This is a genomic window from Psychromonas sp. SP041, assembly GCF_000470315.2.
In the GTDB taxonomy this organism is placed as follows: domain Bacteria; phylum Pseudomonadota; class Gammaproteobacteria; order Enterobacterales; family Psychromonadaceae; genus Psychromonas.
Map to the genome: position 1 here is coordinate 33,677 of NZ_CBRF02000011.1, position 22,666 is coordinate 56,342.

Below are 22,666 nucleotides of genomic sequence, written 5' to 3' on the forward strand. Positions count from 1 at the left end.
AAATGCCGTTTAACTTATTAAAGCTAAACGGCATTTTTGTTTAATCATGGCCAGATTAATAAATACTTAAGTTAATAAGTGCTTAAGTTAATAACTCCTTAAGTTAATTTTAACGCGCTCATCATTAATGTCGCTTTAACGCAATCAATGCCACTTTTAAAACAACCAACGTTGTAATGGTTTCTCTAGCTTGATGCCTGAACCACCCCAACGATCGATACTATCAACCACTAATATATTTGAGAAATCAGGTAATAATTGCTTAAGTTGTTGAGATACTTTCTTCGTGGTTAATAACCATAAATGCGGTGACTCTTGTAATAATGCTTTCAGTGCAGACTTATCTTGTTCAGTCCATTCTAACTCTGCTTTGAATAAGCGCTGCACAACAAACAGTTGATTAGCTGAAGCAAAGTCTTCCAATTGGTCGGATAATAGCACCACTGAATCAATCTCTTTATCGAATAAAGCTTGCTGTTGTTGATTGATAAGCAAACGAGTATCAACTAATAACTGCTGCTGATTCTTCTCAATTAAACCACTATATTCAGGCCAAATTCGTTTTAGATCTTCACTCACAATACTAAGCATAGTGCCGATATTATTCGGGTTAAGCCAAGCATAAATAGAGCTACTACCATCACTTAATTGCACACTTGCAATGCCGCGCGCACGTGGTGAAATAGATTGTGATGCATCGATTTCAATTAAATTAATATTGCCCTGTCGCGCATAAACAAAGAGAGGATCCTGTGGCCATAATGCCTTTAGCGTAATCGCAACCGTTGCTGTTTTACCTGCCTCTAATGCCTTCGCCTCTCCTTTAGTCGCATACCAATTATTTAATCGTTCCAAGCCATAACGCTTTGGAGCAAGGTAAGTGGTAGTGATTGGCGAACCTTTCATTAATTGGGTCGCTAACAGATAGGTGATCGGTGTGGTGGTTAAAATATCCTTGGCCATTAACTGACTTGGTAATAGTACGAATAGCCCAGCAAACATAACAACATAGCGAGATAACTTACTCAGTCTGTTGAATGTTTTATATAAAGAAATTTTAGAGGTTTTAGATGCTTTAGGTATAAATGAGTTGAGTACTTTTTTCATTATGAACGCCCACCAATAATGCGATAAAGAGTCGCGATTAAAAAGAAACTAGCAGCGACTAAAATGATCGATGCGCCAGAGGGAATAGGGAGTTTTAACTCCATTGGTAATAACGTACCAATCAAGCAACTCAGAGTCGCTAATAACGAAGATAACAGCACAAAACTACCCATGCTTTTTGTCATTAAACGCGCCGTAGCCCCCGGAATAAGCAATAATGCCCCCACTAATACAGCACCTACAATTTTAACCGCTGCAATGGTCACTAAGGTAATCATCATAACGAATAAGTAATCATAAAAATGCGTGTTATAACCGCGTACCTTCGCAATATCAGGGCTAATCGATGCTAATAAAATGCGATTAAACGTAAACATAAGACCAACAATAATCAGTAAACAACTGACGCCTAACACTAATAAATCAAAATCAGTAATAGTTAAAATAGAACCAAATAAAACATTCTCTAACATGTGAATATTAATTTTACGGGCAACGTACATCAGTAATGCCGCCCCACCAGCTAATGCAACAGCAAGAAAAACGCCGACTAACGTATCGTAAGGAACAGCCGTTCGGTTGCGCACAAAATGTAATAACAACGCAAAAATCATGCAAAAACAAAACAAACCAATGATCGGATTCTCAGGAGGTTCACCTAATAACACACCAATCGCAATACCCGTTAAAGCTGCATGACCAACCGCTTCTGAAAAGAACGCTAAGCGCTTGGCAATCACTAAGGTGCCTAACCCACCTAATAGCGGCCCAACTAATAATGCCGCCACTAATGCATTTACCATAAACGCATAGGAGAAGCTTTCACTTAACCAACCGGCTTCAGCGCCTTGGCTTGCTAATAAACGTAACGTATCCACTATGCCACCTCACTATTAACCGTTGAGTCATTAACAACATCGGCCACTGGCGTACTACGATAATGATTAAAGAGTTGCTCTATCTTATTGGTTTGCAATACCTCACTCGCGTCACCACTTTCAATTAATACACCATTTACCACGTGTACAGTTGCCTCTAAACGGCGCACTGCACTGATATCATGATGTACCACAAGAATTGTTTTCTGCTCTTTCACTAAATCACTGATCAAAGACTCAAAGTAACGTACTCCTTGATCGTCCATGCCATTGGTGGGTTCATCTAAAATAAGTAAGTCGGGATTGTCTAATAATGCTTGAGCAAACAGAACACGTTGCTGTTCACCGCCTGACAATTGCCCCATGCGAAACATAGCGCGGTCTGCCATACCCAAACGTGCTAATTGTGCTAGTGCTTTCACTTTGTGTTTTTTATTAAAGTTAAAAAATAGCGGAGAACGACTTTGGTTGAGTAGAATAAAATCAAGTACGGTTAACGGTAAGCTCGGTTCAAAGGTCGCCTTTTGTGGCACATAACCGATCTTCCCCTTGCTATCGGTCCAATTAACATTTATCTCACCTTTAAAAGGCGTTAACCCTAAGATTGAGCGTAATAAAGAGGTTTTACCACCGCCGTTTGGCCCCATGATCACGTGACATTTTCCCGCATCAAGTGAAACAGAAATATCCTGTAATACGATGTTATTTTCATAACGTAAACCAACATCGTTCAATGAAATTGAAGGTCCCACTACGCACCGCCTTTTTGCTGTGCAGTAAACTTCATCGCTTCCACTAAGGTATTTAAATTCTTACACATTTCGACTTCTACTTTATCTTCCTCATAAGCACCATGAGTCATGTGAGAAAAACGGTACAACTTTATACCTGTTTCTTTCTCAATCGTATCAACATAACGATTCGGCATATTAAGCTCGTAGAACAATACATCAATGCCTGAGGCGCGGATTTTTTCAATGGTTTCTTGTAGTTGGCTCGCACTCGGTTCAACACCATGTGCAGGCTCAATAACTGCACTGACTTCGACACCAAATTCTTGCAAGATATAGCCGTAAGCATTATGTGTGGTTGCTACTTTCATGCCAGCAGTATCAATATCGCTTAATGCCAGCATTGCTTGGTGCTTCATCTTTCTAAACTTTAACGCATATTGACGCGCATTCGCTCGGTATTGCTTGGCGTTATCAGGGTCTATTTTTGCCATCTCATTAGCAATCGTATAAACCTTTTGAATGGTGGTTGAAACACCAACAAAGGTATGTGGATTCACTACGCCACTGCCAACTGATTGCCCCATTGCAGGTAATAACGGCACGTCTTTATTGGCTTTTATAATAATCAAATCATCGCGGTTAGCCGCTTTAATCACTTTTAATGCAAAGTCATCGTGCCCAATGCCATTAATAACAATGACATCCATCATATTTAAACGGCGTAAATCATTTGCTTGTGGTTGATAGTTATGAGGATTAAAACCTTCATCAACTAACGGTAATACCTCAACGAGGTCTCCGACTACGGCTTTTACGTAACTGTAATAAGGTTGTAATGTAATACCAACGGTTAATTTTTCTGCCTGACTTAAGCTGCTGCTTAACATCAATAGTAAACCTAAAGAGAATGTTTTAAACATGATAGAGAGTCTCGTGAATGATGTTAATGACCGTGTTCGGATGTGTTTTGTTCTGATTCAAAAACCACTTGAGTCCAACCTGCTTTAATTAATGATGTTGTATCAAGCGTGTTAGGTCGTGCAACTTCTGCTTTAACATCGCTATTAGCTTGTGCATTAACGTTTACTTTAACAATGCTTGCTTGTGGTGTTGTGTTTTTAAAATCAATCCAAATATCGAGCACCTGATCTTGGCTATTTAATAAATAACGAGGACCGCCCTGTGCCGGTTTACTTTGATAAATACCAGGGGCTATTTGCGACCATTGATGTTCACCTTGGTGCGCCCAACTTTTATCTTTTACAAAAGGTGCAATCCAGTCTGCTTCTAACTGCTGTACCGATAACCAAGCTTGATTCGCTTCATGAAAGTAATGTATCTCTTCATAGGCAAGGCGTAATTCTGCAATCATTGATAAAGGAGGGGGTGTTAATTCTGTAATCAACACTTGATGTGCTTGAAGGTTATTATGTTGGTGGTTAACGCTGTTATAAGGCAATAACAGCGCGCCAATCATTAAAATAAGGGCACATAAAAAAGCAATCCAATAGCCTTCATGTCCCCTATTTTCACTTACAACGGTCTGTTGTATTATCATTTCTCTGTTATCTCAACACTGTCAACTTCAACAGGGCTTTCATGTCCAGAATCAAAGACAATATAAAACTCTTCGGCTGTTTTTTTAAACGTTGCCACAGAGCGTTTATCGGTTTTTACCTTAGCAATTAAGTTGTCATCGTAATCAAACATACTGACTCGAGAATCAATCGCTTTACTACCATCACTGTAACCTGCTTCACACTCAATAGCCTCTCCAACAGATACGCAATGCATCAAAGGAAAGTGAGCGAAGGCTGCGCTGCTTGAGAATAATAACGCAGCGCCACTTAAGGTTTTAAAATAGGTTTTAAAAGACTTTTTAAAGGTCATTGCTAAGTCCCCCACTACGGAAGTATTGCTTCGAAAGTAAGGTGTACGCTTGCATTCATTTTATCGGCTAATGGGCTGTCAGCTAACTTATCAGTATGAGACGCTTTTAGAATATAACGACCAGCAATCTCTGGTGTAAACTCAATAAAACCTTGCTCATCACTGACTACATCAATTTGATCTTGTTGGTTACGATATAAAGTACCGTCACGTGTAATTTCAGCTTTTACACCAGCTTGTGCTTTGCCATTAAAGAAAAATTGAAAACGAACAGGTTCAGTAGCCACAATATCAGCAGGTTTAGTAATAGGTTGTAACTCTAAGAATTTGCCTTCTAATGGGAATGCTTTATCACTTGGTTTACCGACTGTGATATACGTTTCTGCACGAGTGAACATAACCGTTGTGCTGATATCTCGTGATGTTTCAGGTAATAAGTTTGAACGTTCCACTTTGTTCGCTCGTATTCTTTTTACCGTGTCTCGTTTACCCGCTTTATAATGTGTTACGTAACCTGGTACGTTATTGATTTGCACTCGATGTGTCCCTTCTTCAGAAAAGAAGAAATCAAACACTGAGCGGCGTTTGCCACGTAATACAAAATCAGGACGCTCTTGACGACCATCAGGCATGATGATTTGTGCCGTTTCACTACCCGCTGGTTTATCCATTACAAAAGTACCGTGAGATGCCGTTACATCAAAGGTCAACCAATCACCACCTTCTTTAGAAATAGTAAAGTGTGAGGGCAATACCCATCGAGGATGTGCGTTAGCAACACTAGACAACATGCTTCCAGCTAGAATAGAACAAAGGACAATCAGTGTGTTTATTTTTTTATTCAACATTTCTCTCTCTCTTAATAACTAATTTAAAATAAAATTGGGTAATCAAAATAACTTCATCGTACATTTCAAAAACAGTGTTTCAGCAACGTCTACAGGTGATAATCTAAGGTGATTAACCCTGTTTCTTCAGTAGGCTCTAACTGCATGTTAAAGCCCTCTTCTGCTAGCTGTATTTTTTGACGTATATAATTACGTCCACCGTGCTCTCGTACCACTTCCACATAAAAAGTGTAATCACCTTGCTCTACACGTTTACCTTGTTGATCTAACCCATCCCAACTAAAGCGATATTGACCGACAGGTCTTGTTGCAGAAGTAACAGCATCAACCACCGCGCGATCGTTACGACCCACCTTTCTCCACCAGCTACGAAGGTCTTTTAACCATTCGTCTTCACCGACCCACAGTTGTATGGTGCGGACAGGTTTACGTTGCTTGTCTTCAATCCAAACGGCAACGTAAGGGCGTGCATAAATACTCGCTTCGATATTCGGTATAACAAACTCAATATCCATGGTTGCTGTTTCTGGAATGCTTTTAGCCCAGCTTGGTAAAGCGATACATAAACTAAACAGTAAACACGTTAAATTTTTAACTTTCATTGGTAGACTCTCGTTTTTAGGTTCTTGTTTTTAGGCTCTTTTTTTTGATTCTTTTTCGGTTTTTTTTAAATCGGTCAAGCTAAGGCACAGCAAACAGGTAAATCAATAGCGTGACCATCGAACCAAAAGCCGTCCATTTTAGACCCAAGCTAAAACTCTTCTTTTTAGGCACTAATAAACACACACCCGTTAAGACAAAAAACACCATGAGTAAGGCGCTAATATCAATAAACCAAGCCCAAACTTCACCACTGTTCCGGCCTTTATGCAGATCATTTAAGACTGCGATTGCACCGTAATGTGTTATTTCAATTTCAGCTTCTTGAGTCACCATATCGATGAAAACAGTGCTGTTATAACCTGGTCCTTTATAATCTAAGGAAAGCTCTCCTTCGACTAGCTCGCCTTCTTCAACTTCACTGAACATCTGCATCGCTGAAGGCTTTCCTGACAACTTTCCTTCAGTGGCTAAATAATTTAATAATGGTGTTTTATCAACGCTGAACTTCCCTTGTTCTAATACAAAGAATCGGTCTGGTATTGATAAAATATTACGATCAACATTCGGAGAGTCACTCACATAAAGATGCGGACGATTTAAGGTGATTCCTGTCAGTGAAAAGAACAACACCACCAGTAATAACGCCATCGAAACATAAATATGTAAACGGCGAGCCCATAACTGTACTTTCTTATTTTTGAGCGAATTGGTAACGATATTAGACATATTCATAACGAGGTTGACAATAAAGATGCAAATGTAATTCATTCTCATTTAAAAAATAATGAAACTTACATTCTTTACATTTGCTTTAGCTGAATAGATTTATATAGCGAGGCTAATAATTAGAGTGATTGCTTAATGATTAGGTTTCAGCCCATAGTCGTAACAGGTTTGCATGAGAGCGGCTCACTTGGTCGAAGGCTGAATTTTTACCTTGTGTTGTCATTATATTTCGTCGAGCCAAGTCAAGGTCACCAAGAATCCCTCGTTTCTCAGTATCACGCACATAGCTTTCTAACCAAGTAACGGCAACACTTCTTACCCCCTCTGTCACAGGTTCTACGCGGTGCAGTGTGGTAGATGGATAAATAATAGCTTGGCCTGCAGACAATTTATAACTTAACGCTTGCGCTCCAATAGAAAACACCAACTCTCCGCCGTTATAATCTTTTGGATCAGAAAGGAAAATCGTACAAGAGATATCAGAACGAATAATAGAATCAGCGCCCATTAGCGCATCATCAACATGATTTCCATAACCGCCAGAATCTTTACTCTCGCTAAATAAGAAAGGTGCAATTTTTTTAGCGTAAGTTGTCGTTGCAAAATCAGGATGTGTGACTAATTTAGTGGTCATCGTGTTAGAAAGATCAGTTTCTAACTCAGGATCGGCATACCATTGAAGATTCTTTTTGACTGACTTAGCAGCCCAACCAGCCGTTTCATCACCTGCGTGAAATGTCCCACGGCTCAAAGTCTGATGTATTTGTTTTAGTTCATCTTCAGAAAGAACATTTTCAAGAATAGTGATCATTAACGAATAACCTTTCTATAAAAAAGCGGACACTAATATGTCCGCTTTATCGTTATTTAAAAATACTATTTAGTGTGTTTATAACAAGACACTTATAAACGGTATTTAAAATTTAAGTTAAGAGAGCGAGGGTCATTCCCTTCTGCCAACACCCAGTTTGGTGTTGAAGCAACGCGACTTTTATCAAACATATTACGAACCACTAATGAGATATCCCAATTTTCTAGTTCATAGTAAGTTCCAAAATCAAATTCTGCATATCCAGGTACCTTGTAATCACCATCATTACTACCTGATTCAGCTCTCATACCTAATGCAAAACGAACTGGTTCGCTATCCATCTTATAACTATTCCAAATAGAAAGAGAGTTATAAGGTGTGTAATCTGCTTGTACGCCTTTATCGTCACCCGAAGTATCAGACGCGTCAGTGTATGCGTAACTTATACGGCTAGAAATTTGGTCTGTGATATGAAGTAACGCATTAACTTCAACCCCTGTCGATCTGAACGCTTCACCTGAACGCTGTACTAACGCTCTATCACCATCAATCGTTTCATACTCTGTTTGATTTTTAGTATTGATATAAAATAGTGTCACACTAGTACTTAACTTATCATCGAAAAAGTCACCTTTAAAGCCTAGTTCATAGTTATCACTTTCTTCTGGATCGTAGCTAACACCATCTTGGCCATATTGTACCAACGTCGACGTATCAATCGGTTCATAAGCTTGGCTATAAGACGCAAATAGATTCACATCTGGAGTTAGTTTATAAACAACACCTGCATCATAGATAAAGTTAGAAGTGCTTTGATCATAATCTGAATCATCTGAACTCGTTTCTTCGCCTTCAAATCTTGTATACCCCAGCCCTAACGCTAATGTGAAATCACCAAGACTAATACGATCTTTTAAATATAAATTGATTTCATTATCGGTTGTTGTTGAATAGTTGCCGTCTTTTAAAGAGTCGGGCATTTGAGTATAAATTTGATCATCTGGGTTATATACATTGATTGTATTATTGCCAATTGCATCTTCATTATCTTGGAAGTTACGCATAAATTTAACTTTTTTATTACGGATATTCACGCCCGTTAATAAATGATGTTTAAAAATACCCGTCTCAAATTTCCCTTCAGTATTGGTATCAAGTAAAAAATATTGGTCTTCGCCTTGAGCATAAACCCACTTTCTTTCTAATGTTGAATCACCAATAGCATTACCTAAACCACTACTACTGCTGGCATAGAGATCTTGCGCGCTTGACTTAGTATTGACCGCTGCAGCAGTTGCATTTAACGTCCAATTTTGTAATTGATGTTCAGCGCTTAATTCAAAAGTGGTTGATTTATTAGCGCCTTTATCTAACGGACTACCATAATAAAAACTACGGTTAAGAATGCTACCAAAACTATCTGTCGTATTACCTAATGTGCCATTAGCAAGGTTAGTGGTGTAAACACCATCGCCATAACTACTACCGCCCGTCGTCTCACGATTAATATATTCAAAACGCGGTGTAATACGTGTGTTATCACCAATTTTAAAGGTCAAAGAAACATCGATAGCTTGTTCATCTGTTGAGCGCCCTTCTTGGTACTCTTCTCCATCAGGTGTTAATTCTGCATTAACTCGATATAACACTTTATCGTCAACTAACTCACCAGTTGAATCAATACTGACTGATACTTGGTTTCTTTTAAAGTTAGCCGTATCACCAGACACATAAGATCTTGTTTTTAAACCTAATGTTGTTTCTGATTCTTCTTGAGGTTTTTTAGTAATGATATTAACCATACCGCCACCAACACCTGAACCATATAAGATAGCGTCAGAACCGTTCAGTATTGTTACAGACTCTACGTTATAAGTACTAGGAGAACGAGAACCAGAACCTGCTTCACCACCTTGAAGTGAACGTAAGCCATTCACCATGAAGTTATCAAGATTTGTTGATATACCACGAATAATCACGTTACGATCAGCAGAACTACTGGTATTGATACTAGTCGCGTACTCAGCAATATCTTTAACATCTTCTGCAGACATATCCTCGATTTGCTCTTTTGTTACTTTTACAACAGAACGACCAGTGTCTTTCAAAGATAAATTCATTTTTGTAGCGGTATTATCGACGGCATTAATTCCTTGCTCTGACTTCCCAGTCACCGTCACTACGTCCATATTAGTTACTTCAGGTTCTATATCCGCAGCAAATGAAGCAGGCGATAAAGCAGTAATTAATGCTGATCCAATCGCCAAGTTAGTGATTGGCTTTGATTTTTTTAAAAACTTGTTAGACATCTTCTAATATTTCCTTTTAGATAAGTTTGCACAACAAACTTAAGTACATAACGCTATTTATTTTCAACATATCAAAAACGACAAATATATATTTGCTGATTTAAGTATTCACAGACAATTTGTTTTAATCTCATAAAAATATTTATAAAAAGTGAGGAAGAAAATCTGAAAAGGATTTTAGTGATAATAGTTATCAATACCAATTAAATTACATTCTTTACATTTGCAGTATGAATAGCACTCAGGTAAGTAAAGAAAATCAATAAATGACATCATGATTATAAAAAAGAAAATGAGATAAAATGGAATTAATAAAAGAAGAGGAAGTGTAGGGAATAAAAAACGGCTAGTTTCCTAGCCGTTACACTACTAATAAATAATAATTAATAAGTGATGAATAATTAAATTCAAATGTTTAATAACGAACTTGTACAGAAGCGATAAAATTACGCTCCTCGCCAATCACTACATTTTGTGAGCCATTTAATCCGTAATCACCATTAGTTGTAGATCCACCAGCGTAGTAGTCAGTATCGAGTAGGTTTTCAACATTGAAACGAAAAACCATTTCTAAGTTTTGGTCATATTGAAAAGAATGAGCAATACCTGCATCAAAACGTGTGTAAGCACCTTTTTTGAAGGTATTGTCCTTATCACCGTAACGCGAACCCACATAAATAATGCCTAAATTCACATCAGTATCTTCTGTTACTTGATAGCGAGACCACAACGTAGCAGAAAACTCAGGTACATCGGCAGGGCGATTCCCTTGGTAATCTTCATCGACTGTGTATTTAGCATCAAGATAAGTACCGCTACCGCTTAATGATAAATCATCAGTTAGGTTACCTTGGAAAGCGATTTCAGCACCTCGATGCACTCGTTCACCTATTTGTGCAACTTCATAAGTACCATCGGAGTTATAAGAGTCAATGGTTGAATTTTCTTGCGTAATTTGGAATAAAGCACCCGACAAAAATAATTGGTCATCCATTAGTTCCCACTTACTACCAAGCTCGTAAAGCGTACCTGTGACAGGGTCAAGTTCTGCACCAAAGTTCGTCGCTGAACTATCTGACACATCTGATTGTGGTTCAAAACTTTCAGAGTAAGTTAAGTAAATAGAACCATTACTGACAGGATGATAAATAACAGCAAACTTAGGCACAATAGCATCTAACTTTTCATCTGCTTCACCGTCATCACCAGGCGTCACTTTGATGTCATAACGCAGACCGGCCAGTACTTGCCATTGTTCGTTAAAGGTCATCATATCTTGTACATATAAACCATAAGAATTATATTTACTGCTACTCGTTGACGGTGTATCAGGATAAGTCGCTGCAGCAGTTGCTTCCCCTACTGTCGTGTCTTCTACTGAGAGTGTGTATTTGCTTTGCTCATAGCTATAACCGACCCAATTTGTCCCAATTAACAATGTATGATCGATACTGCCTGTTTTAAATTCGCCAACTAAATCAACACTCGCTGTTTGAAAGATCCAATTATCAGTACGATCGCTGGCATAACTTGCATGTGAGTATGTTCCAGTATCAGCATTATAAGTCGTTTCATCGGGGTAACTTTCTACATCGTTACGTTTGTAATCTTGGTTGTTAAAACTCGCTTTTACAGTCCAAGTTTCATTAAGTTGTGCGGCAATACCCACTCCAACATTCTCAACTTCAATTGATGTATTCGACCACTGTGCGTCCCAAATATAATCGTCACCAAGTACCGTTTCACCATCAACAATATAAGAGCCTGAGTCAGCACCAGAATCATCGGTTGTACGGTCATAGTGAGCAGAAACAGTGACATCGTCATTGATATCGTATTCAACGAATAATCCGCCTACAAAACGATCCGTTGATGGACTTGATCCATCACTGTAATTACGCCAAGAGTCATAGTTCTGTTGAGATAAAACCAAGCGTGCACGTAATGATTCTTCTTCATTTAATGAACCACTTACGTCTATACTGGTTCGCGTTTCATTGTCAGACCCAAGGTCTTGACTAAAAACAATATGCGTTTCTTTAGTTGGTTTTTTAGACACCATATTAATTAAACCGCCGGGCGCTGATTGCCCATATAATAAACCAGCAGGTCCTTTCAATACTTCAATAGAGTCTAATAATTCAATAGGTTGTCGGTAATATGAGAAATGCTGCTTGCCATCACGTAAGTAACCCGAACTGGTACTGAGATCAAAACCACGTATAGAAAAACGTTCGAAGTTATTGTTTAAGCTACCGGTAGACACACTCGAATCATTTTTTAATACGTCACCTAATGTCGTTGCTCGTTGATCTTCAATTAATTGCTGATCAAGTACTGTTACTTGTCCTGGCGTTTCAAGTTGTGTCATTTCCATACGCATAGAACCAGTGTTCGCATCTGCTTTATAATTAGCGCGCTCACCAGTCACCACCATTAACTTTTCAGGATCAATCGCCTCATTATCAGTGGTGTCTGCATAAATATTTGATGATACAAAGGTTGCCCCAATTAATATCGCTAATTGACTTCTCTTAAACATATTCCATTGCTCCAACGCATTTATTTTTATTGTTATTTTTATTGTGACTATCGTGTTATCTGTCCCGCTATAACACTCATGGTCTAAGAAAGGCGCACAACTTATATGAGAATAATTATCACTCAAAATTAAATTACAATCTTTACATTTGAAGTATGAAAAACATTCAAGTTATGAAAATTAAGTAAGCTAAGGAGATTAGGAAAAGCAATAAACAAAACGTTAGAGTTTAAAAGGAGAACAAAAGAAGAATAAAATAGCAGTGTTAATAACAATGGGTTTAGCAAATAAAAACGGCTAGTTTCCTAGCCGTTACATTATTTATAAATAGCAGTTAATAAATCAAACGACTTTAATAACGAACTTGAACTGTTGCCATAAAGTTACGACCTTCACCAACAACAACGTTTTGTGCACCATTTGTTGCGTAGTCATCACCTGTTGAACCACCGCCAGCGTAGTAATCAGTATCAAGTAGGTTTTCTACGTTAAAGCGAAATACCATTTCTAGGTTTTGATCATATTGAAAGTGATGAGCAAGCCCTAAATCAAAACGAGTATAACCATCTTTCTTAAAGGTATTTGCCGCATCGCCATAACGAGACCCCACATAAGTAGCCCCTAAGTTAAGGTCAGTATTATGAGTTACTTGGTAACGAGACCAAAGACTAGCAGCGAACTTCGGCACGTCAGCAGGACGATTACCTTGGTAATTAGCATCTGTTGTGTATTCAGCATCAAGATAAGTACCTGTACCACTTAATGAAAAATCATCAGTAATGTTACCTTGGAATGCTAATTCAACACCACGATGAACACGTTCACCTGTTTGTGTGACTTCATAAGAATCTGCACTACCCACATTAATCGTTGAATTTTCTTCAGTAATTTCAAAAACGGCACCAGAAGCAAATAATTGTTTATCAAACAATTCCCATTTAGTGCCTAACTCATAAAGTTTACCGTTCACAGGGTCAAGTGATGCGCCATCATTTGTAGCATTACTATCAGATACATCAGACTGAGGTTCAAAGCTTTCAGAGTAAGTTAAGTAAATAGAACCGTTACTTGTTGGGTGGTAGATTAAAGCAACTTTAGGCACTATTGCATCTAATCTTTCATCTGATTCGCCATCATCACCAGGCGTTACTTTTAAATCATAACGTAGACCAGCAAGTGCTTGCCATTGGTCATTAAAAGTCACCATATCTTGTACATAGAAACCATAACTGTTGTACGTACTATCACTTGTTACCACATTCGCAGATGTATTAATCGTCGCTGATGAGTTTGGTTCACCCACTGTCGTTGTAGACCCAACTAATGAATACTGTTCGCGCTCATAACTATAACCCAACCAGTTACTGCCGATTAAGACTTTATGACCGATATCGCCTGTTTTGAATTCACCGACTAAATCGGCACTTGCTGTTTGGAAGATCCAGTTATCACTACGATCACTACCGGCTTGTGTATACGTTGTGCCATCAAAAGTTGTTTCAACAGGATAACTTTCAACATCATGACGTTTAAAGTCTTGATGGTTATAGCTCACGTTTAATGACCAATTATCATTTAACTGAGCATCAATACCAACACCGACATTCTCAACTTCGTTATCGATATTTGACCACTGTGTATCCCAAATATATTTATCGCCTAAAACTGACTTACCAGCAACAACATAAGCACCAGAGTCAACGCCGCCGTCATCTGTTGTACGGTCATAATGTGCAGAAATAGTCACGGCATCATTGAGATCGTAATCAACAAATAGACCGCCTACAAAACGATCCGTTGAAGGTGATGAGCCATCACTATAATTGCGCCATGAGTCGTAATTTTGTTGTGATAACACTAAACGACTACGTAATGTTTTTTCATTATTTAAAGCACCACTAATATCCAATGTACTACGAGTCGAATTATTTGAACCTAAGTCTTGGCTAAAGACAACATGCGTCTCTGCCGTTGGTTTTTTAGTCACCATGTTAATAAGACCACCCGGTGCTGATTGACCGTATAGCAAACCAGCAGGGCCTTTCAATATTTCAACAGATTGTAATAATTCAACAGGTTGGCGATAATGAGACCAATGTTGTTTGCCGTCTCGCAAGTAGCCAGAGCTACTGCTTAGTTCAAAACCGCGTAAAGCGAAACGTTCACGATTACGACTATCGCCTAATGCTGAAACACTTGAATCATTTTTTAATACATCACTCAACTTGGTTGCACGTTGCTCATCAATTAATTGCTCATCAATCACCGTGACTTGCCCCGGTGTTTCAAGTTGAGTCATCTCCATGCGCATAGAACCAGTATTACTGTCTGCTTTATAATTAGCGCGTTCACCAGTCACTACCATTAACTTTTCAGGATCGGCTTCGATACCTGAATTTTCAGCAGCATTGACATAAATTATAGATGAGGCAAGCGTCGCACCTATTAACATAGACAACTGACTTCTTTTAAACATTTCCCATTTCTCCCTTTGCATTAATGATTATTTATAGCAATTCCATTTGAGTGATGAATCGCATTAGCTGATAGATACAAAGTTCAAAATTACATGGTAATAGTTATCAATAACAATAAAATTACATTCTTTACATTTGTTAAGGAAAAATAATGAGAAGTGCAAATATTTAAAACTAAACAAACGTATTCAAAAGTAACATTGAGATAAACTGAGGATTAAATCAGATGAAAAATGAAGGTAGGAAATTTGAAGAGGTTAAAAAGCACATAAGCATACAAGACAATTGTGCAACCTTCTCGCTGAAAGCGTAACCTTTACCATGTACTGTTTTTATATGTAATTTGGATAAACCCGCATTACACATTTTACGACGAATATTACTGATATGAACATCCAAGTTTCTATCAAAAGCGGATAACTCTCTTTTCAGCACTTCTTTTTGTAGCGTTGCTTTAGAGATAATATCACCGTCATTTTTGCTTAAATATTGCACTAACTGCACTTCCGTATCTGTTAATGGCAGACGCGATATTTTAAATGAAAAACGTTCAGTGCAATTATCAAATGTAGCACGTTGTTTTTCTAATGCTACACGACGTAAGAGCACTTCGATATGTACTAATAAAGCTTGCTCTGAATAAGGCTTGTTAAGGTATTGATCTGCACCTGCCTTTAACTTATCTAATAGATTTTCTTGATCTCCAGTTTCGCTCAATAATAAGATAGGTGTAGCGAAACGTTTACATATTGTTGAAATTAATTTGTGTGTTTCTTTAGCGACCACATAAGCATCAGATTGATGACTATCAGAAGATTTCTTGCTTGAAAGATTAGTTGACAGATCGTGAGCATTTTCAACGTTAGAAGATAACGTATTAGTAGTGAAAGTATCCATCAGTGAGTCATTAGAAAACTCATTATCTAATATGACAACATCAGCACCTTGCTGCTGTAAGTGAGTTAAAGTGCTTTTAGCATCACTAAGACAAGTGACCTGATGAGCAGCTTTAGTGAGCACTTGTGTTAATAACCTTCTGCTTTGCAGATTATCACTAACCACCACGATATAAGACATAACAACCTCCCTGGACGATAATGATTCGTATTCTACTTTTAAGGGTTAACTTTATCAATATCTCTTTGGTAACAATCAGATAAATCTTTTACTTATTTCTGCGTTTACTGGTTGTTAATCTGACTTATTTTTTGTCGTGTTTTAAAAGTGATAACATTACGATTCAGCTTGCCAGTAAAAATTCACGTAGAAAAATAAATAAAAGACAAAGCGAAATGTAAATACTTGGTTATTTTTATAAAAAATAAATGCACTAGATAACTGTTTTAATTCGTAAAATTAATCAGCTATTGAAAGGAATTTAATTTATGAAACTTAATGAAAATATTAATTAAAAATTTAATTGAAGAGAATTAGCTAAAAACTTATTTGAAGAGAGTTAGTTAAAGGAAGTTAAAGGAGTTAGTTAAAAGAATTAGTTAAAAGGGATAAGTGGAAAATATGTCAATATGGCTTCATGACTTTACGCTTCATGAAACCATATTTATGGCTAATTATTTATAACTAATTAGTAAGTATTCATAACTAATCATTAAAAACGATTAAGCAGATAATGAAATAGACGATGCCACATTAACGTCACTACGACCTAAAGCATTCAATACCGCTTGCATAGAAGCCGTTAAGATATCGTGGCAAGTAGACGCTGCACAGTAACGATTTCCTTGAATACTAATTTGCACATAAGCCATTGCTTCAGCTTGTTCATTTTCAGCACCTAACTTGCTTGGTAACGCATGCTCTGTGTAATCAATTAACACAATGTCATGGCCAATGGCGGCGCTTAAGCCTTTCACGAATGCATCTAACACACCTTTACCTTTACCCTTTAATTCAAGTGTTTGGTTCTGTGTTGTCAACTGTGCTTGTAACGTATCAACGCTACCTTCGCGGTTAAGCTGGTAACTCTCAATATTAACTGCATGTACTGGATTTAAGTAGGTGTTTGAGAATATTTCATGTATTACTTGAGGCCCTACTTCTGCTTCACTTTTCTCAGCGAACGCTTGAATATGCGGGCTGAAATCAACCTGCATCCAACGCGGCATTTGAATGCCATAATCCTGTTCAAGTACATAAGCGACACCGCCTTTACCTGATTGACTATTAATGCGGATCACTTGCTGATAACTACGACCTAAATCACGAGGGTCAATCGGTAAGTAAGCCACTTGCCAATGCGCATCAGGGTCTTCTTTACGTTGCTCAGCATCAATACTCATACACTTGTTAATCGCATCTTGATGGCTACCAGAGAAAGCAGCAAAGACTAATTCACCAGCATAAGCATGACGTGGATGAACGGCTAGTTGAGTACAACGTTCAACGGTAGAAATAATACGGTCCATATCAGATAAGTTTAATTCTGGGTCAATACCTTGGCTGTAAATGTTCATCGCCATGGTCACGATATCCATATTACCCGTACGTTCACCGTTACCTAATAATGTACCTTCAATACGGTCAGCACCTGCTAACACACCTAGCTCAGCAGCAGCAACACCACAACCACGGTCATTATGAGTATGTAAACTAATTCTAACGGCTTCACGATGACTGATATTGTCATTAATCCACTCAATTTGATCGGCATAAACATTCGGAGTAGACACTTCGACTGTTGCAGGTAGATTGATGATCACTTTATTATCAGGCGTTGGTTGCCATACGTTAATCACGGCATCACACACTTCTAGTGCGTAATCCATTTCTGTTCCCGTAAAACTCTCAGGGGAATACTGGAAAGACCAATGTGTATCAGGCTGTTGAGAAGCCATCTCTTTTACCCATTGCGCACCTTGAATGGCAATGGCTTTAATTTCTTCACATGATTTTTTGAAAACTTGTTCACGTTGTACTGTAGACGTTGAATTATATAAATGAACAATCGCTTTCTTAGCGCCTTTTAATGACTCAAAGCTACGTGCAATCAACGGCTCTCTTGCTTGTGTTAACACTTGTATTGTTACATCGTCAGGGATTAGATCTTCTTCAATCAATTGACGAACAAAATCAAAGTCAGGTGCAGAGGCTGCAGGGAAACCTACTTCAATTTCTTTAAAACCAACATCAACTAATAGCTTAAACATTTCTAGTTTTTGGCTTGGGCTCATTGGCTCAATAAGTGCTTGGTTACCATCTCTTAAATCAACACTACACCAATCGGGTGCAACACTAATAACATGGTTAGGCCAACGTCTATCGGTTTTTTGAATAGGCGCAAAAGCACGGTATTTTTTATGATTAAAACTAGATGGTTGATTGCTATTCACTGGCATAAGAGATTCCCTAAAACTATTTTTTGATATGATTGTTATCATTATAACGATAAAGCAACAGTAAAGCGTAGTTTATACGAATTAGCGAGTTGGCTCAGCATGATAAGGTTATTGCCACCCATTTCCGGTAAGAAACTTCGCTCGCTATTCATGCTGTAAACTATAGCGAATTATAATGAGAGAATGGTTGCAAAGTTACCCTTATAATTGCAAAATATTGCAACAAATAACTACAAAAACAAAAAAACGTAGTGATTAAATACATATTGAGAAATAACTATGCAATCAATCGTAAAATTAGACCGTATAGATAAGCAAATATTGCAACTGATGCAAGCCAATGCTCGCATTAGTAATTTAGAATTAGCCGACAGTGTTGGTTTATCACCAACCCCCTGCTCTCGTCGTGTTAAACGCTTAGAAGAATCAGGCATTATCGATAAACATGTCACCCTATTAAAACCTTCTGCTTTAGGTTTAAACCTAACAGCCATGATAGGTATTAGTATGGACAGGCATACGCCAGAGCGTTTTGAAAACTTCCAAACATCAGTTAGCCTATTACCAGAAGTATTAGAGTGCTTAATTGTGACAGGCCAATCGGCTGACTTTTTATTAAAAGTGATCGTACGGGATATGCAACATTATGAACAATTCCTATTAGGTCATATCACCAAACTAGAAGGCGTAACAGGCGTACACTCTAGTTTTGTTTTACGTGAGGTCATTAAGAAAACAGCATTACCGCTCGATTAATAAAATAAGAGTAAGATCATTTAATTATTAGACTCATTCACTTAAAAAGTAACTTATTTACAGAGCAATTTATAAAGGATATGAACATGTCAGTAGCATTAGAAAAAATCATTATTAACCCATCTTCAGACGCAACAAGCTGTGTTATTTGGCTACATGGTTTAGGCGATTCAGGTGCGGGATTTTCACCTGTAGTACCCGCATTAAATCTACCAAAAGATCATCAGATCCGTTTTATCTTTCCGCATGCACCAGAGCAAGCAGTCACTATCAACCAAGGTGCAGTGATGCGATCTTGGTATGATATTAAAAGCATGGACCTACATAATCGCGCGGATCTTAGTGGTGTCATGGCATCAGAAAAAAGATTGCATGCTTTAATACAAGAGCAAATTGACAGTGGCATTCCAGCGGACAAAATTGTGTTAGCCGGTTTTAGCCAAGGTGGCGTAATTAGTTTATTTTCAGGATTAAGATATCCACAAAAATTAGCCGGTATTCTAGCGATGTCTTGTTACCTACCAAACCCAGATGCACTGCCTACAGATCTATCACCAGCAAATCAAAAAACGCCGATTTTGCAACATCACGGTGAGCAAGATGAAGTCGTGCCTATTAGTGCAGGTAGCATGGCGAATTCGTTATTAATGGGTGCAGGTTATCAACCACAATGGCAATCTTATGCGATGCCACATTCTGTAGTCGCAGAGCAGTTAGCAGATATTTCAACTTGGCTACAAAAAGTATTGAAGTAATACCAAAAAAATTAATAAGGTGATCATTCTTGCTGGTTAAAATCCCCCCTAACTGCGTTGTGAGTTTTGAAGTGAGAACAACTATCTCCTACAACTCACGCCTTATTAGTGTTAATTTTTCCTGCGCAATCCCTGATCACTTATTTAATTCCATTGGTATAAGGCTGATTCAAACATATTTTTGTAGTTTAAATTTATTAAGCATAGCTTTATAAACTATGTCTCATAGGATATGAATTTATAAACTATAAATTGATAGAAATTAAAGGCTCTGAATCTATTCTTTTAATTTTTATCAATTTGACTCTTAGCCATTGAATTTTTAACGACTTAACTTTTAACTAATTAATTTTTAAGTACTTTGCTTTAAATACACTCTTTCTGGTCGTCCGACCTTCCCATACTCATTTTCTGCGGTTAATAAACCATTGGCAGAGCAGTATTCTAAATAGCGACGAGCGGTGGTTTTACTAATACCCGTTTTTTGAACTAAGCGATCAACGGTAAATTTTACGCCAACATTTTGAGAAAATACCCGTTTGATTGTTTCTAACGTAATGCTTTCTATTCCTTTCGGTAATAATTGCTGGTATTTGTCACGCAGTTGGATATTGAAGAGTTCGTCAATTTGACGTTGTTCAAGGTTATCGTATGCATCCATTGCCGTGTTTAATGTTAAATAGCGATTGAGTGTTTCTTGCAAGCGTTCGTATGACACTGGTTTAAGTAAATAATCAAAGCAACCTAGCTTCATTGCCGTTTTAACCGTATCAATATCATCTGAAGCAGTAATTAGCACCACACTGGTTTTATGGGTCGTTTTATCGGCAATGATCTCGCGGAATAAATCAATACCAGTACCGTCAGGTAAATAGTTATCTAAGATAATGACATTCGGTTTATGTATTTTTACCATCGTTCTTGCCATTTGTAGATTTTCAGCAATCCCTATAGGGTTAAAACGAGGCGTTTGACGTAAAATTTGACTGTGAATTTGTGCAATTCTTGCATCATCTTCCACGATTAATACATCAATGAGATCCATTTAGTTTACCTTCTATATTGATTGGGTCGTTTTTACAGTTGTTGGGGATAAAGACAGAAAAGATACAACCTTGTGGCTCAGCATTATCAGCGAGTATAAAGCCATTAGCATGAGTGACATAGCGGTGAACTAAATATAAGCCAATGCCATGGTTATAACGGTCTTGTTTATTAGAGACGCCCTTCTTCCAGATTTCATCCATTAAATCAGCCGCTAAACCAGTACCGTTATCGCTTATTTCAATCACCAAATCGTCCCCTGCATCAGTGATTAAAACGTTAACAATACAGTTACTATCAGGGTTACGTTGGGTCGCATCGAAGGCATTATCAATTAAGTTACCGAGGATGGCACACAGTTCAGTTTCGCTTAATGTAGAATTAAGCGGGTGGAGTTGGCAAGTCGAGTCAAACATCAATGAAATGTTCAGCTCTTTTGCGCGTAATGACTTCCCTAATAGTAAACCTGCGACTTGTGGCAAATGAATATGCTGATGAATGAAATCTAGCAATTTTTGTTTACTGGTATTTTCCTGTGCAATCAGTTGCTGTACTTCATCTAATCTCCCCATTTGAATCAGACCAGAGATGGTCGCCAAACGATTAGAAAACTCATGTCGTAATACTCGTAAACTATCAGTATGTTGCTGAACTTGAGTAAGTTCATTGGTCAGAGAATCAATATCACTTTTTTCACGAAAACTAACGACCCAACCAATCAATTCATTTTGTTTAAAAATGGCCACGCGGTTGGCAATTAAACTGTGTTCATTCAAACGGATCATTTCATCTTTTAGGCTTTCATTCAGTGGTTGGCGAAAAAAGAATTCTGAGTTTGAAACATATTCAAAAATTTTCCGTGTTTTTAGGTAGTTAATATCATACTCAGCGCCCAATAACTTACGAGCTGATTTGTTCATAGTGAGAAAATGACCTTCACGATCAATAGCAATGACTCCCTCATACACTGAGCTTAGAATTGTGTTTTGTAAGTTCAATGCAAGTGCAATTTCTTCTGGCTCCATATTATTCATTTTCTTTTGAATATGATGAGAAAACCCCCAAGCAGCCGCTAAAGTCAGCGCAAAAAGACTGAACACCTCGATAAGTAAGGGAGTCATATACACATCAAGCCATTGGTCAAAACGGTTCAGTAAATAACCAACAGAAATAACCCCGATAATATTATGATGACTATCAAAAATAGGTGCCTTTCCCCGCACACCATAACCCAAACTTCCCTCCCTTAAGGAGATATAAGACTCACCACGCTCTAGCGCACCGGCGTTATCACCTCCTCTCATTGGAAAACCGATACGCTCCTCTACCGGATGTGATAAGCGAATGCCATTTTCATCACCAATCACAATAAAACTGGCATCTGATATCGCTGATAATCGATTGATATTGATATTTAGAGCGACCAGATCTTTTGACACAATTTGTTTAATGAGCACGGGATCACTAGAAATTTCTTTAGCTTGGATAAGTGCGCGAGTGCCCACTTGATGTTTGATAGATTTATATAATGTACTTTCAAAATGCCATACCATCACTGGCATTTGCAGCATAAGTAGACCAAATAGTAATAAAAATATTTTGATACGAAAGGTCAATTTACAGAAAGAAGAAAAAGTGTTTTTCATAAAGTCTAACCGAAGTGAATACTGAGTAATGAGTCAGAAGTAGTGAGTTTAATTTGTAACTGATTTGAAACGTAAATGTTAAATTAAAATAAGAATAAAGACAGTGACGCTTTACTCGCTTTAGAATTTATTTATTACCTATTAATGAATATTTTCTAATAAAAACAGTGTTTTATGTGTACAA

At 37.8% G+C, this 22,666-nt stretch carries 19 protein-coding genes; 2 read left to right on the plus strand and 17 right to left on the minus strand.

The window, feature by feature from the left end:
• Positions 1-156: 156 nt before the first annotated feature.
• The 15 genes from SP041_RS07865 to leuA all read right to left on the minus strand — a co-directional run bounded on the left by SP041_RS07865 (position 157) and on the right by leuA (position 18,281).
• Positions 157-1,107, minus strand: a complete 951-nt coding sequence (locus SP041_RS07865) for an ABC transporter substrate-binding protein (protein ID WP_025564839.1) — start codon at positions 1,105-1,107, stop codon at positions 157-159.
• Positions 1,107-1,985, minus strand: a complete 879-nt coding sequence (locus tag SP041_RS07870) for a metal ABC transporter permease (RefSeq protein ID WP_025564837.1) — start codon at positions 1,983-1,985, stop codon at positions 1,107-1,109. Before SP041_RS07870 ends, SP041_RS07865 begins: the two co-directional genes overlap by 1 nt.
• A complete protein-coding gene (locus SP041_RS07875) occupies positions 1,985-2,737 on the minus strand; it encodes a metal ABC transporter ATP-binding protein (protein ID WP_025564836.1) in 753 nt (250 codons plus the stop codon). The genes SP041_RS07870 and SP041_RS07875 overlap by 1 nt, the downstream gene beginning before the upstream one ends.
• Positions 2,737-3,639: a zinc ABC transporter substrate-binding protein gene (locus SP041_RS07880; RefSeq protein WP_037049358.1), complete on the minus strand. Its 903-nt coding sequence runs from the start codon at positions 3,637-3,639 to the stop codon at positions 2,737-2,739. Before SP041_RS07880 ends, SP041_RS07875 begins: the two co-directional genes overlap by 1 nt.
• A gap of 23 nt (positions 3,640-3,662) precedes the next feature.
• On the minus strand, positions 3,663-4,277 hold the full coding sequence (locus tag SP041_RS07885; protein ID WP_051368554.1) for a hypothetical protein: 615 nt from the start codon (positions 4,275-4,277) through the stop codon (positions 3,663-3,665).
• Positions 4,274-4,609 carry a hypothetical protein gene (locus SP041_RS07890; protein WP_025564832.1) on the minus strand — a complete coding sequence of 112 codons (336 nt, stop codon included), beginning with the start codon at positions 4,607-4,609 and terminating at the stop codon, positions 4,274-4,276. Before SP041_RS07890 ends, SP041_RS07885 begins: the two co-directional genes overlap by 4 nt.
• Before the next feature lie 14 nt (positions 4,610-4,623).
• Positions 4,624-5,457, minus strand: coding sequence for a DUF4198 domain-containing protein (locus SP041_RS07895; RefSeq protein WP_025564831.1), 834 nt, complete (start codon positions 5,455-5,457; stop codon positions 4,624-4,626).
• A gap of 89 nt (positions 5,458-5,546) precedes the next feature.
• Positions 5,547-6,059 (minus strand): DUF2271 domain-containing protein, encoded by a 513-nt coding sequence (locus SP041_RS07900; RefSeq protein WP_025564830.1) that lies wholly within the window; start codon positions 6,057-6,059, stop codon positions 5,547-5,549.
• 79 nt (positions 6,060-6,138) lie between these two features.
• Complete coding sequence (locus SP041_RS07905) at positions 6,139-6,786, minus strand: PepSY-associated TM helix domain-containing protein (RefSeq protein WP_037049367.1); 648 nt, start codon at positions 6,784-6,786, stop codon at positions 6,139-6,141.
• Between the two features lie 139 nt (positions 6,787-6,925).
• Positions 6,926-7,597, minus strand: coding sequence for a Fe2+-dependent dioxygenase (locus tag SP041_RS07910; RefSeq protein ID WP_025564827.1), 672 nt, complete (start codon positions 7,595-7,597; stop codon positions 6,926-6,928).
• A gap of 92 nt (positions 7,598-7,689) precedes the next feature.
• Complete coding sequence (locus tag SP041_RS07915; RefSeq protein ID WP_025564826.1) at positions 7,690-9,906, minus strand: TonB-dependent receptor; 2,217 nt, start codon at positions 9,904-9,906, stop codon at positions 7,690-7,692.
• Between the two features lie 415 nt (positions 9,907-10,321).
• Complete coding sequence (locus tag SP041_RS07920) at positions 10,322-12,448, minus strand: TonB-dependent siderophore receptor (RefSeq protein WP_025564825.1); 2,127 nt, start codon at positions 12,446-12,448, stop codon at positions 10,322-10,324.
• Between the two features lie 352 nt (positions 12,449-12,800).
• Positions 12,801-14,924 (minus strand): TonB-dependent siderophore receptor, encoded by a 2,124-nt coding sequence (locus tag SP041_RS07925; protein WP_025564824.1) that lies wholly within the window; start codon positions 14,922-14,924, stop codon positions 12,801-12,803.
• Between the two features lie 223 nt (positions 14,925-15,147).
• Positions 15,148-16,002, minus strand: a complete 855-nt coding sequence (locus tag SP041_RS07930) for a response regulator transcription factor (protein WP_025564823.1) — start codon at positions 16,000-16,002, stop codon at positions 15,148-15,150.
• 542 nt (positions 16,003-16,544) lie between these two features.
• Complete coding sequence (leuA, locus tag SP041_RS07935) at positions 16,545-18,281, minus strand: 2-isopropylmalate synthase (protein WP_037049354.1); 1,737 nt, start codon at positions 18,279-18,281, stop codon at positions 16,545-16,547.
• Between the two features lie 288 nt (positions 18,282-18,569).
• On the opposite strand from leuA, the gene SP041_RS07940 reads away from it, so the two are divergent.
• Both SP041_RS07940 and SP041_RS07945 read left to right on the plus strand, forming a co-directional pair.
• Positions 18,570-19,037 carry an Lrp/AsnC family transcriptional regulator gene (locus SP041_RS07940; RefSeq protein WP_025564821.1) on the plus strand — a complete coding sequence of 156 codons (468 nt, stop codon included), beginning with the start codon at positions 18,570-18,572 and terminating at the stop codon, positions 19,035-19,037.
• 86 nt (positions 19,038-19,123) lie between these two features.
• Positions 19,124-19,792, plus strand: coding sequence for an alpha/beta hydrolase-fold protein (locus SP041_RS07945; RefSeq protein WP_025564819.1), 669 nt, complete (start codon positions 19,124-19,126; stop codon positions 19,790-19,792).
• Positions 19,793-20,144: 352 nt separating this feature from the next.
• On the opposite strand, the gene SP041_RS07950 is transcribed toward SP041_RS07945, so the two are convergent.
• Both SP041_RS07950 and SP041_RS07955 read right to left on the minus strand, forming a co-directional pair.
• Entirely contained in the window at positions 20,145-20,837 is a 693-nt protein-coding gene (locus tag SP041_RS07950) for a response regulator (RefSeq protein WP_137297528.1), read from the minus strand.
• On the minus strand, positions 20,824-22,482 hold the full coding sequence (locus SP041_RS07955) for a sensor histidine kinase (RefSeq protein ID WP_137297529.1): 1,659 nt from the start codon (positions 22,480-22,482) through the stop codon (positions 20,824-20,826). Before SP041_RS07955 ends, SP041_RS07950 begins: the two co-directional genes overlap by 14 nt.
• Positions 22,483-22,666: the final 184 nt, after the last annotated feature.